This is a genomic window from Moraxella sp. CTOTU48717 (assembly GCF_032057165.1).
In the GTDB taxonomy this organism is placed as follows: Bacteria; Pseudomonadota; Gammaproteobacteria; order Pseudomonadales; family Moraxellaceae; genus Faucicola; species Faucicola tetraodonis.
Genome location: NZ_DAMBBC010000003.1, coordinates 45,691 through 58,800, shown reverse-complemented (window position 1 = coordinate 58,800; position 13,110 = coordinate 45,691). Strand labels below are relative to the sequence as shown.

Genomic DNA, 13,110 nt, shown 5'->3' with positions numbered 1-13,110 from the left:
TATATCAATATTCGTTTGTTAATTTATCAAAACTCTCTATAATAATGAACTAAAATCGTTTATTGTGTTATTCCATCATGATCTAGCCGGTAGCTCTAATAGCATGAATGATTCGAAATCCAATGTGTTCTCAACAAAAAGACAGGGGTTTACTTTGATTGAAACAGTTGTCGTTGTGGCTGTTTTATCTATCATCGTAGCGATGGCTTCGATTACTATTACCAACAGCTTAAAGCAAATGGAAGCAAAAAGCACCGCTTCAAGCTTAATGAATTTTTTAAGCAGCGCAAAACAAGAGGCGTTGATTTATCAAAACCCTGTGATAGCCTGTGTCGCTAATGATAACTTGGCTTGCGTGACAACTGGCGGTCATCAGCTGATTAGCTTTATCGATAAAAATAACAATAACAGCTATGAGGCAACGGTAGACAAACTCAATCATCAGCTTACGTTAGATTTGTCCTGGGGGGTGCTGACGGCAAATATCTCGTTGAATAACAACTATATTATTTTTAAGCCAGAAAACGCTAGACCCATTGGTTATATGGGTAATATTCAATACTGCCCTTTAGATGGTAAGGTCGATAATCGACTAAAGGTAAGTTTCAGTAAAACAGGCATTATTAAATATAAGCCCTACTCAGTTGAACAATTTAATTGCCCCTAATAGCTAGGCTTTTGCTGTAAATGCTTTTCTCATTGCGCTCACCGCTTCGCTAAGTCCCATAAACACACTGTCTGCAATAATGGCATGACCGATGTTTAGTTCATGGATGCCACCCATATTAGCAATGGGTGCAACGTTGTCACGGGTAAGACCGTGCCCTGCATTGACCAGTAAACTTGCTTTTGACTCGTGGGCATGAGTCACGGCTGTTTTGATACGGTTGATTTCATGGTTAATTTTAACTTGGTCATGTTGCAAACAATAGTCAGCATAGGCGCCCGTGTGTAGTTCAATGGCATCTGCCCCGAGCGCAATGCTTTTATCAATTTGCGCCAACTCTGGATCAATGAATAGTGACACTTGAGTGCCGACCTGATGTAACTGTTGAATCGCACTGGCTATTTTGTGCTGATTGCCAATCACATCAAGCCCGCCTTCGGTGGTCAGTTCTTGGCGTTTTTCAGGGACGAAGCACACCCAAGCTGGCTTAACATCACAGGCTATCGCAACCATCTCGTCAGTGACTGCCATTTCAAGGTTCATACGAGTGGTTATGACTTTGGCAAGTCGATAAACATCATCATCTTGAATGTGACGACGATCTTCACGCAAATGCAGCGTGATACCATCCGCCCCTGCCTGCTCACAAATTAATGCCCCTGCCACAGGATCGGGATACGCCACGCCGCGCGCTTGACGCAGGGTTGCAATATGGTCGATATTGACACCGAGTAAGGGTTGATTGCTGGTCATGACGTTCCCTATTTTGTCTATTATTGATACTGAGTAAGCTTATTGATATTGGGTAAGCTGCTGCCAAAGTTCTCGGCTTTGCAGGGTTTGATAATTGAGTAAATTATCTATCAAATGGCGGTGCATGGCACTGATGCTATTGACCAATTGTTTGGCTAAATCAAAATCTTGCTGCATCATTTGGTTAAAGCGCGTTTCATCTTGTAAACATTGATACCAAGTTAGCAGCTGCTCACCTGTTAATGATATGTCGGGTTTATCCAAGGGTAAAACTGGCATAAATCCTTGCTGTAGTTGGTATTGATAACGCTGCGATGAGACTATTAAATCCCCTAACGCATCTTTAGCAAAATCGAACCCATAGCCTAATTGTTCAAACAATACATTTTCAAAGCGTCTTAAATACCACTTTAAAAAGGTCATGTCATGTGGCGATTGCGCTGGCTCAACAAACAGCGTTGCCATGTTTGCAACACACTGCTGATATGCTTGCCATATCTCAGCAAACGGCTCTTCAACAGGCAATAGTTTTTGCAAAATCTCGTTAAGATACATGCCTGCATACAGGCTTTGTCCTGTGAGGGTAATGTGATTTTGCAAAATTTGGCTTTGACTAAAGGTTTTTAGGCTGTTTTTACCATTGCCAAAAAATTGTATGGGGACAAATAGCGGTAAGTTTTTTTTACCGATACCATGTACTACCCCCCATTCCTCACTAAACAGGTAAATTAAACTACGGCTTTCACCATACGGCTTCTGGTGCAGAATATAACCTGTTAGCAGTTGATTGCGCATAGTAGCCTTTAGCCTATAACCTAGTAGCCCAAGCTCGTTAGCGCACGCTCATCATCTGACCAGCCTTTTTTGACTTTGACCCACAGCGTTAGCATCACTTTTTTATCAAACATTTTTTCCATGTCTTGGCGCGCTTCGATGCCGATTTGTTTGATTTTTTCGCCTTTATCACCGATGACAATCACCTTTTGACCCTGACGCTCGACAAAAATTGTGGCATCGATAAAGGTCACAGCTTTACGCCATTTGCCTGTTTTTGGGTCTTGATGCGCGGGCTCATCCTTGAAGGTGTCGATTTGTACGGTTAAATCGTAAGGAATCTCATCGCCCGATGCGCGCATCACTTTTTCACGAATGATTTCACTGGCTAAAAAACGTTCCGAACGGTCAGTAACTTGTTCTGCATCATAGATTGGCGCTGCAATCGGTAAATGCTTACCGATGACTCGTACTAGCTCATCTAAGTTATGCGCACGTAATGCAGATACGGGCACGATATCGCTAAATACTTGGGTATCATGCAGTTTTTGTAGTAGCGCAAACAGCTGAGCTTCGTCCTTAATGGTGTCGCTTTTATTAACCACTGCAATCACAGGGACACCCAAATTTTGCACTTTGGCAAACACCAGCTCATCATCTTCCACCCATTTTAGGCTATCAATCACAAACAATACCGCATCAACGTCTGCCAAAGCCGAAGTTGCTGCCTTATTCATACGCTCATTGATAGCGCGCACTTCGCGGCTATGGATACCTGGGGTGTCAACAAAAATTGCTTGTAGTTGCTCGTTGGTCAAAATTCCCATAATGCGATGGCGGGTGGTTTGGGGTTTTCGCGAGGTAATCGACAATTTTTGACCCAACACATGATTCATTAACGTTGATTTACCCACGTTTGGACGTCCGACAATGGCTACATAACCCGTGCGAAAATCCACTGCGCGCACGGGCGCTGCTTCACTTTGCCCACTGAAGAATTGACTGATAACATCCTGGTTGTTGTCCGCTGATGGATTGTCGACAGCTGGGTCAGTGGTTGTTTGTTGGGTAGCGTCTGCTTGGTTAGACATAAAGTGGGATCTCAACATTGGTTTAAAGGGTACAAATTATTGTAGAATAGTTTTGCGCAAATTTCAGTAAGCATTTCAGCAAATTTGGGTGTTGACGGTATGGCAGGTCGGCAAATTAGCGCAGCGGGGGTAACAAATCACTGATTTTAGCCAGCATGGCTTCGGCGCAGCGCTGCTCGGCAATACGGCGACTTTCCCCTTGTGCTGTGACTAAAGCTTGGGTCGGTGCTATGGGTTTGGCGGTTTTATTGTCAAAAACAATGTCGACTTGGCAGCTGACCACAAAAATTTGATTGGGTGCATTGCCAATGGTTTCGGTCACCTCATAGCGTGGCAGCGCAAGTTGGTGTGCTTGCAACAGCTCTTGTAAACGGCTTTTGGCATCTTTTAGCACTTTTTGTTCTTTCACTTTTTCGAACAAATCTTCAAACCACGCCAGCACACAAGCTTTAACCGTGTCAAAATTTTGACTGTCAAGATAAATAGCGCCAATCAAGGCTTCAACGCTGTCTGCCAAGATTGAGGCGCGCTGACGACCACCGCCTTTACGCTCGCCCACCCCTAAAATCAAATAATCTGACAGATTGAGCTGCTTTGCAATAATCACCAAAGTTTCTTCGCGCACAAGCGATGCACGTAAGCGACTGAGCCGACCTTCATTATAGTCGGGATAGCGCAAAAATAAGGCTTCTGCGATGATCACACCGAGCAATGCATCTCCCAAGAACTCTAATCGCTCATAATTGTGTTCGCTATCAAATGAGCGATGCATGAGTGCCATAATGGGTAAATTCACATTATCGAACTGATAACCCATTTGATAAAACAGTGCGGTTAATTGACGCACTTGTGGCGGTAGTTTTTTGAGATTAAAGGTAGGGATAGTGATTGGTAAATTCATCTGCTTCAAATTGTTAGAAAAGTATTCGCCATTAAATCATAACATGGCTAGCATTTACTTAAGATTGGGGCTATAAGCTCAATAGCTACTAACTATTTAACTATGGCTTAGCAACTTTGGCATCTTCTGCGCTAATGGTATCTTCAAAGCGATTGACGATATCGACGTTACCAAAAAAGTTGTTTGCTTCATCGTATGTCAGTTTCACTGACATCGCACCTGGCGTATTATCCACCACTTCCACGACGTCCTCTGCCTTTTGGCTGACACCGTTGATATGCCATTGGGAATTGACATTAGCTAAAAACTCTTTGACACTTTCTTTATTGTCATTGGACTTTTTGAGTTCAAATGCCAACGATTTTTTGAGTTGGTAGTGACCGACTTGGGCAGGGATAATAGCTAAACCGATTTTGGCACACACGACGATGAGTACAATCATAATCACGATACCCGTGACGCTGGCGCCGCGCTGATGACTTGGTAGGTTCATGCCGTATTCTCCTTTGACCATCGCTCAAGATAGGTTAATGTAAGCTTTAGTTAATTAAATATTCTCAACAACAAAGGCTTTGATATCCAATTTTTTAAAGTAAGCGGTTAATGTATTGCGCCATTGCGATTAAAGGTGGGTAAACTTAATCCACTGGCTTTGTGAGTCCACACATACACGGCTTTACCCGCTAGGTTCTTATCAGGTACAAACCCCCAAAAACGACCATCAGCACTGCGATCACGGTTATCGCCCATCACAAAATAGTTTCCTTTAGGCACTGTTAATTGCCATTGTTGACCTTGGCTCGCCATCAACTGAGGTGAGGCTTGCTGCAAGAAGCTGGCATATTGAAACCAATTTTTGTCACCCAAATAGCGCACCAAATGTTGATGATTGCTACTGGGTGATTCTTGCACATACTGGGCTGTTTGTTCTTCTTGATTGCCCAGTTGCGCTGCTTGCTCAGCTGTCACAAGCTCACCCGTTTCGGTTTTACCTGGCGGATAGAGCTGCGCTGTCATCTTAGGGTCAGGGGTAAAGTTTGCTGGCGTTGTCGCAATCGCTTTGCCATTGACGCTTAACTGCCCATTATTAAAGCTCACCGTATCACCACCCACACCAATCACCCGCTTGATATAATAAATTTTTGGGTTCTCAGGATAGCGAAATACCACCACATCACCATGCTGTGGTGCGCCTAAATCAAGCACCTTGGTATTCACCAGTGGCAAGCGGATACCATATGCGTATTTATTGACCGCAATAAAGTCACCCGTATATAAGGTGGGCACCATCGATGAAGATGGAATATTAAACGGCTCAATCAAAAACGAGCGCACTACGAGCACAATCGCTAAAATCGGAAAAAAATCATACGCCCATCGCACCGGCGCAGTCGATTTCTCCAATCCTTTGCTTTGCTTTTGCTTTAGTACCAATTTATCCAGTAGCCAAATAGCGCCTAAAATCAAGGTCGCAGGGACAAGAATCAAATTAAAATCAAAATCCATACTTGCCTCTACGACTGGTTATCCACTTTTAATACCGCCAAAAACGCTTCTTGTGGAATCTCAACACGTCCCACTTGCTTCATGCGTTTTTTACCTTCTTTTTGCTTTGACAGTAGTTTTTTCTTACGTGACACGTCACCACCATAACATTTGGCAAGTACGTCTTTACGCATGGCTTTGACGGTACTACGGGCAATGATTTGGCTACCAATCGCCGCTTGAATTGCTACGTCAAACATTTGGCGTGGAATCAATTCTTTCATTTTTTCAACCAACTGATTACCGCGATAGCGCGCTTGCTCAGCATGGCAAATCATCGCCAATGCATCAACTTTTTCGCCATTAATCAGCACATCTACCCGTACCAGTTTATCTGTTTCAAAGCGCTCAAAACCGTAATCAAGTGACGCAAAGCCACGTGACACCGATTTTAGACGGTCAAAAAAGTCCATGACCACTTCGCCCATCGGAATATCAAAGGTCAATTGGACTTGCTGTCCCATAAACTTCATATCGACTTGGATACCACGACGCTCGATACATAATGTCATCACGTTACCCAGATAATCGGGTGGTACCAAAATGTGACAGCGCGCAATCGGCTCACGAAACTCATCAATCAGACCTGGGTCAGGCATTTTTGATGGGTTATCGATTTGGATAATCTCACCATTGCGTTTTTTGATTTCGTAAATAACGGTCGGGGCGGTAGTAATCAAATCTAAATCGTATTCACGCTCAAGACGCTCTTGGATGATTTCCATATGGAGCATCCCCAAGAAACCACAGCGAAAACCAAACCCAAGTGCATCAGAGGTATCAGGCTCAAAAAACAACGCAGCGTCATTGACTTGCAGTTTTTGTAGCGCTTCACGAAACGCCTCAAAGTCACTCGAATCAACAGGGAACATACCGGCATAGACTTGTGGCTTGACCTTTTTAAACCCTGGTATGCTATCTACATCTGGGGTTTTGGCAAGGGTAATGGTATCACCCACAGGCGCCCCGCCAATGTCTTTGATACCGGCAATCACAAAGCCTACTTCACCGGCTTCTAAGATATTGGTCTCAAACGATTTTGGGGTAAATACCCCAATCGATGTCACAATATGCGTGCCTTTGGTAGATTTGATATGGATTTTATCGTCTTTTTTGAGCGTGCCTTGACGCACACGTACCAATGACACAACGCCAAGATAATTGTCAAACCATGAGTCAATAATTAACGCTTGCAAAGGGGCATCACGGTCGCCTTCGGGCGCGGGAATACGCTCAACAATCGCTTGTAGCAAATCATCCACGCCCACGCCTGTCTTGGCAGACACGCGCGGTGCATCCATCGCTTCAATCCCGATAATGTCTTCGATTTCTTGAATCACGCGCTCGGGATCCACTTGCGGTAAGTCAATCTTGTTGAGTACCGGTAATACTTCAAGCCCCTGCTCAATTGCGGTATAACAGTTGGCAACCGACTGCGCTTCTACGCCTTGCGCGGCATCAACCACCAGCAAAGCGCCTTCACAAGCCGCCAGTGAACGCGACACTTCATACGAAAAATCAACGTGCCCTGGGGTATCAATAAAGTTAAATTGGTATTTGTCACCGTTTGGGTGGTTATAATACAGTGTGACAGATTGGGCTTTAATGGTAATACCGCGCTCGCGCTCAATATCCATCGAGTCAAGTACTTGCGCCTGCATTTCACGTGCTTGTAGACCACCACACATTTGGATAATGCGGTCGGCAAGCGTGGATTTACCGTGGTCGATATGGGCAATAATAGAAAAATTACGAATATGAGATAAGGCGGTCACAATTACCTACTAACAAAAAAGTATATGATTAAATTTGTAGAAAAATAGCCTTATTGTAACGTATTTTTCTACAATCACCTACTGAATTTATTGTGACAGCTTTTGGGAGGTCATAAAAAAAGATAAGCTTTGGGTGTCAATTTCTGTTGCAAACCCAAAGCCCCAAACAAAGCCCAAACCCTTCCCAAGCTAGGCTTTTTTGACGACGCTGGATTTGAGTTTCATGGCGCCAAAACCGTCAATTTTACAATCAATATCATGATCATCCGGGGCATCATGGAGCAGGCGAATGGATTTGACTTTGGTACCAACTTTAATGGGCGTGCTTGCGCCTTTGACTTTTAAGTCTTTAATAACCGTCACACTATCCCCATCTTGTAACACATTGCCGACGGCATCTTTAATAACTTGTTCGCTGGCTGCTTCGGTTTCGCCCGCTTGCCATGCCTGCTGTTCTGCTTCAAAGCCACACATCGGGCAAATCAGTAAATCACCATCTTGGTACGTATAATTTTCTTTACACTTGGGGCATGGGGGACAGGCAGGTAAACTCATAGCACGCGCTCAATTATCTTAGAAAAAATTTAACAGTCGTTAAATGATGTATTGTACGCGATAAGTCACCCCAATAATAGTAATCAGCTAGTACAGACAAACCCTCTGACAGATGACCTAGTAACAGCATTAAATCAGAACTTATTCAAGCAGGACTTAAACCAGCATTTAGTCAAGCATAACCTAATAAAGCATGATTGCAGTCCGAGCCCAATTGTGCAAAACTTTGATTATAATTTTTTTAGCAAATAAAAAGAGAGCCACCATGACAGATTTCGTCGTCTTTGATATAACCGGTGCCGATGCCCAAAAATTCTTGCAAGGACAACTGACCTGCAACGTCACCAAACTCAGCGAGCAGTACCAAGCGACCGCAATTAGTAATCTCAAAGGGCGCGTTGCGTTGGGTATTTGGATTAGGAAAATAGCGGATGACGCTTACCAAATCGTCATCAGCCAAGACTGTGCCGATGAGTTTGCCAAGCATATCAAAAAATATGCCGCGTTCTCAAAACTCACCCTATCAAACCCGCGTGATATTTTTACGGTTGTTAACAATGGGTTACCTAGTTTTAGCGAGTCAGAGAATGGCACTGACACCGACGCTAACCGCAAAGCATGGCAAAAAGAAAGTATCGCTACAGGCAATTACTGGATTGTCAAAGCCACCGCAGGCTTGTGGCAACCCCAAGAGTTGCGTCTACACCAACAAGGCGGTGTTGACTACGATAAAGGCTGTTATTTAGGTCAAGAAATCATTGCGCGGTTATATTTTAAAGCCAGCCCGAAAGCTTGGCTCCACCGAGTAGCAGGTACCGGTGATATACCTAACGCAGGTGAAAAAATTGGCAGTGTCGATGTGGTCAATAGCATTGCTACTGACACTGGTTTTGAAGCCTTGGTGGTGGCACGTCCCGATGATATTGCCGCCAGTAACCTGACCATTCTTGAGTTGCCTCAAGCACTGCAACAACCGGTTGCGCGCCAACACTAAACACCCACCCAACTTGATTAACGTAAATAAGTGAAAATAAATGGGTTAAAATAAAAAAGGCATTTCGCTGATGCCTTTTTTAACCATTTTTTTAGGTTCATCAATACTTAACCCACTTCAAACCTAAACCATTTTATAGCTAAACCACTTCACCAGCCACAAACCCACTTGCCCAAGCCCATTGGAAATTGTAGCCACCTAGCCAACCAGTAACATCGAGCACTTCTCCGATAAAATACAAATTCGGTTGTAACTGACTTTGCATGGTTTTTGAGGAGACTTTATCAGTAGCAACGCCGCCGCGTGTGACTTCAGCTGTACGATAGCCTTCAGTGCCTGATGGCGTCAAACGCCAAGCATTGAGCTGCTCACCAAGCTGCTCCAACTTCTCGTCTTTGATATTGGCAAGCTCAGTCTCCGCCATGTCTTGCCATAATAAATTTTGCAAAGTAGTCATCACTTTTTTAGGTAACGCCGCCGCGCCTATCTGGTCATTTAGCACGGTTCTAATCAGCTGTTTTGGGTGCTGTTTTTTTTGCTCAGCTAAAAATGCTGCCATATCAAGGCTTGGGAATAAGTTGATAAAAATCGGCTCGCCTACATGCCAATAATTCGATAGCTGTAACATCGCAGGCCCGGATAAACCGCGATGGGTAAATAGCACGGGCAACCTAAAACTGATGCGCTCATTAAACGCAATGACCTCAAAACTTACCCCCGATAACGATTTTATCGCATCGCCAATCTTGTCGGTAAAGGTAAAGGGTACTAGTCCTGCCGATGTTGTCACAATGGTATGCCCAAATTGCTGCGCTACTTGGTAACCAAACCCTGTCGCACCCATGGTCGGAATTGACAGCCCGCCTGTGGCGACTACCAATGAGTGACAAGTTAAGGTTTGCTGGCTACTTTTTTGATGGGCTTCTTGATTAGCCTGTTGACTAGCTGGTTGATTGACAGTTAAGACAAACCCCGTATTGTCGGGTAACGCTTGGATTTGCTGGATGGCGGTTTTTAGTTGAATAGTCACTTGGTTGGCACGGCATTCATTCAACAGCATTTGTAAAATATCATTGGCAGAGGTATCACAAAACAGTTGCCCATGCTCACGCTCATGATAAGGAATCTGATACTGGCTAACCATGCCAATAAAATCCCAATTTAAATAGCGTGACAATGCCGATTTGCAAAAGTGCGGATTGCTACTTAAATAATGCTTGGGCTCAATTTCATAATTGGTAAAATTACAGCGCCCACCGCCGCTCATAAGGATTTTCTTACCCGCTTTATTGGCATGATCTACCACCAGTACCCGCCGTCCGCGCTTGCCCGCTGTCAATGCACAAAATAGCCCTGATGCCCCTGCCCCGATGATGATGACATCATACGCAAACGTGGACGGTGCGTTTGTTGACCCAGCGTGATTTTGAACCGTGTCAATCTTTGGTGAAGTATTTGATGAAGTATGTTTTTGCTGCATGATGACCGCTATTTATCAAGTAAAAGACCAAATGAGAATCCGCTTACAATACAGATGTTTGCCCAATATCTGAAAAAATATCCTTAAAAATATCCTGAGTAACATTGCAAAATTTGTAATTTTTTGCCAAACTAAGGAAAAGGCACTCTAGAATCAAGGATTAGATTGTATTGCATTTTCATAGTGAGCGGACGTTTATTGATGGCTCGTTTCATCGCTCTGTTGATGGCCTGTGTTACTGGCAGCTTGTCAATGTTAGCTTATCAACGTGAAAATGTTGTTTTTGAAGTTAAGCCCGCTACCTATTTGAGCCGTTTGTCAGTTCGTAGCCATTTAGAGTATTACCCCACCAACCTACGAGTCATAACAAGGAATGTTTTATGAAGAGCTACCCTCATAGCGCTGAATTTGCCGCTAAAGCCAACACCACTCCCCAAAAATACGCCGAGACCTATCAAGAATCTGTGGAAAATAACGAAGCGTTTTGGGCAAAACGCGCTGAATGGGTTGATTGGATAAAAAAACCTACCAAAATCAAAAACGTCAATTATGACCTAAACAATTTTAGCATTAAATGGTTTGAAGATGGTGAGCTTAATCTATCGGTCAACTGTCTTGACCGTCATGTTGCTGAAAACCCTTACAAGCCTGCGATTATTTGGGAAGGCGATCACCCCTCACTTCACAAAATCATCTCATACAAAGAGCTACATTCAGAAGTATGCCGCCTTGGTAGCGCACTGCGTCGTAAAGGCGTCAAAAAAGGCGACCGCGTCACCATTTATTTGCCGATGATTCCTGAAGCGGCGGTTGCGATGCTGGCTTGTGCTCGGATTGGCGCGGTTCACTCATTGGTATTTGGCGGGTTTTCAGCAGACAGTCTAGCCAGCCGTATCATCGATAGCCAATCAAAAATTGTCATTACCGCTGATGAATCTGTGCGTGGTGGTAAACATACGCCGCTTAAACAAAATGTGGATCGTGCGCTAGACCATGACGGCACCGAATGTGTTGAAAAGGTCATTGTGGTGTACCGTACCGGTGAATCCATCCCAATGAGCGGTCGCCGCGACATTTGGTATCACAACTTAATCGACAATGCGTCGGAAGACTGTCCACCAGAGCCAATGAATGCCGAAGATCCGCTATTTTTACTTTACACCTCAGGCTCAACTGGCAAGCCCAAAGGCGTGGTACATACAACGGGTGGTTATTTGACCTATGCGCTATCCACCTTCCGTGATGTGTTTGATATCAAAGACAATGACGTATTTTGGTGTACCGCGGATGTGGGCTGGGTCACCGGTCACACCTATGTGGTGTATGGACCGCTTGCCAACGGCACAACGACCGTGATGTTTGAAGGGGTGCCGCAGTACCCAGATTGGGCGCGTATCGGTCATATCGTTGATAAGCATGACGTTACCATCTTGTATACTGCGCCAACCGCCATTCGCGCGATGATGAAAGAAGGTGATGATTACGTTCGTAAATCAAACCGTTCCAGCTTACGTCTATTAGGCTCGGTGGGTGAACCTATCAATCCTGAAGCTTGGAACTGGTATTATAAGGTGGTGGGCGAAGGTCGTTGTCCGATTGTTGATACTTGGTGGCAAACTGAAACCGGCGGTATTTTGATGGCCCCAATCCCCAATACGGTTGATCTCAAACCAGGCGCCGCGATGAATCCGCTGTATGGCGTCAAGCCAGCGATTGTCGATGCCGAAGGTACTGAATTAACGGGCGCCGCCGAAGGCAATTTAATCATCAAAGACAGTTGGCCAGGTCAAATGCGTACCATTTGGGGAGACCATAAACGCTTTTTAGAAACTTACTTTAGCACCTATCCCGGCGCTTACTTCACAGGTGACGGTGCCCTGCGCGATGAAGACGGTCATTATTGGATTACAGGTCGTGTGGATGATGTCTTAAACGTCTCTGGGCATCGCCTAGGTACAGCAGAGATTGAAAGTGCGTTAGTATCGCACCCTTCAGTCGCTGAAGCGGCGATTGTGGGTATGCCGCATGAGCTTAAAGGACAAGGCATTGCCGCTTACGTCATCTTAAAATCAGGCGAAGAGCCAAGCGAGATGCTCAAAGGTGAAATCAACCGTCATGTCCGTAGTGAGATTGGTCCAATCGCCAACTTAGACTCGCTATATTTGGTCGAAGCCTTACCAAAAACGCGCTCCGGTAAAATCATGCGCCGTATTCTGCGTAAACTTGCCGCGCATGAATTTGAAGGTTTGGGTGATACTTCAACCTTGGCAGAACCAGAGGTTGTTGATAACCTCATCAATGTGGTTAAAGCGGATAAACAACCTGCTTAATCGCTGCCCAGATTTAAAAAAACGTCTGTAGTTACAGGCGTTTTTTCATGGTTTTTCAATTGTTAAATATTTTTAAAAATCCAATTCAAATTTTTAATTTTAATGATGATTTAATTAAACCCAATTGCTTACAATTTTAAGCTTAATCATGCGATAATTGGTTATGTTATAATGCCGACCAAAGGCATTTTTAATAAAACCAATATAACAAGGATAAACCGATGACTGATATGACTGCGGCCACA

Annotated in this window: 12 protein-coding genes; 3 read left to right on the top strand and 9 right to left on the bottom strand. The window is 44.3% G+C overall.

Annotation, left to right across the window (positions count from 1 at the left end; translation table 11 throughout):
* Nucleotides 1-103 precede the first annotated feature (103 nt).
* Entirely contained in the window at nucleotides 104-667 is a 564-nt protein-coding gene (locus RT084_RS03165) for a GspH/FimT family pseudopilin (RefSeq protein WP_312534084.1), read from the top strand.
* A gap of 3 nt (nucleotides 668-670) precedes the next feature.
* On the opposite strand, the gene pdxJ is transcribed toward RT084_RS03165, so the two are convergent.
* The 8 genes from pdxJ to RT084_RS03125 all read right to left on the bottom strand — a co-directional run bounded on the left by pdxJ (nucleotide 671) and on the right by RT084_RS03125 (nucleotide 8,061).
* The gene (gene pdxJ / locus RT084_RS03160; RefSeq protein WP_312176325.1) at nucleotides 671-1,420 is read right to left on the bottom strand and encodes a pyridoxine 5'-phosphate synthase; all 750 of its coding nucleotides are present in this window, start codon (nucleotides 1,418-1,420) and stop codon (nucleotides 671-673) included.
* A 39-nt stretch (nucleotides 1,421-1,459) separates the two neighbouring features.
* Complete coding sequence (gene recO / locus RT084_RS03155; RefSeq protein ID WP_313097636.1) at nucleotides 1,460-2,215, bottom strand: DNA repair protein RecO; 756 nt, start codon at nucleotides 2,213-2,215, stop codon at nucleotides 1,460-1,462.
* A gap of 20 nt (nucleotides 2,216-2,235) precedes the next feature.
* Nucleotides 2,236-3,285 carry a GTPase Era gene (gene era / locus RT084_RS03150; RefSeq protein WP_227715550.1) on the bottom strand — a complete coding sequence of 350 codons (1,050 nt, stop codon included), beginning with the start codon at nucleotides 3,283-3,285 and terminating at the stop codon, nucleotides 2,236-2,238.
* Nucleotides 3,286-3,400: 115 nt separating this feature from the next.
* Nucleotides 3,401-4,186, bottom strand: coding sequence for a ribonuclease III (gene rnc / locus RT084_RS03145; protein ID WP_065253827.1), 786 nt, complete (start codon nucleotides 4,184-4,186; stop codon nucleotides 3,401-3,403).
* 100 nt (nucleotides 4,187-4,286) lie between these two features.
* Nucleotides 4,287-4,679 carry a DUF4845 domain-containing protein gene (locus RT084_RS03140; protein ID WP_313097633.1) on the bottom strand — a complete coding sequence of 131 codons (393 nt, stop codon included), beginning with the start codon at nucleotides 4,677-4,679 and terminating at the stop codon, nucleotides 4,287-4,289.
* Nucleotides 4,680-4,786: 107 nt separating this feature from the next.
* Nucleotides 4,787-5,692 (bottom strand): signal peptidase I, encoded by a 906-nt coding sequence (gene lepB, locus RT084_RS03135; protein ID WP_076774815.1) that lies wholly within the window; start codon nucleotides 5,690-5,692, stop codon nucleotides 4,787-4,789.
* Nucleotides 5,693-5,700: 8 nt separating this feature from the next.
* The gene (gene lepA, locus RT084_RS03130) at nucleotides 5,701-7,506 is read right to left on the bottom strand and encodes a translation elongation factor 4 (protein WP_065253830.1); all 1,806 of its coding nucleotides are present in this window, start codon (nucleotides 7,504-7,506) and stop codon (nucleotides 5,701-5,703) included.
* A 189-nt stretch (nucleotides 7,507-7,695) separates the two neighbouring features.
* Nucleotides 7,696-8,061, bottom strand: coding sequence for a zinc ribbon domain-containing protein YjdM (locus RT084_RS03125; RefSeq protein WP_100274163.1), 366 nt, complete (start codon nucleotides 8,059-8,061; stop codon nucleotides 7,696-7,698).
* Nucleotides 8,062-8,326: 265 nt separating this feature from the next.
* Between RT084_RS03125 and ygfZ the strand changes: the two genes are divergently transcribed.
* Nucleotides 8,327-9,055 carry a CAF17-like 4Fe-4S cluster assembly/insertion protein YgfZ gene (gene ygfZ / locus RT084_RS03120; protein ID WP_313097630.1) on the top strand — a complete coding sequence of 243 codons (729 nt, stop codon included), beginning with the start codon at nucleotides 8,327-8,329 and terminating at the stop codon, nucleotides 9,053-9,055.
* 139 nt (nucleotides 9,056-9,194) lie between these two features.
* Here the strand turns inward: ygfZ and RT084_RS03115 are convergent, their stop codons facing one another.
* The gene (locus tag RT084_RS03115; protein WP_313097629.1) at nucleotides 9,195-10,535 is read right to left on the bottom strand and encodes a BaiN/RdsA family NAD(P)/FAD-dependent oxidoreductase; all 1,341 of its coding nucleotides are present in this window, start codon (nucleotides 10,533-10,535) and stop codon (nucleotides 9,195-9,197) included.
* Nucleotides 10,536-10,915: 380 nt separating this feature from the next.
* On the opposite strand from RT084_RS03115, the gene acs reads away from it, so the two are divergent.
* Nucleotides 10,916-12,865: an acetate--CoA ligase gene (gene acs / locus RT084_RS03110; protein WP_313097626.1), complete on the top strand. Its 1,950-nt coding sequence runs from the start codon at nucleotides 10,916-10,918 to the stop codon at nucleotides 12,863-12,865.
* The last annotated feature ends 245 nt before the right edge of the window (nucleotides 12,866-13,110 follow it).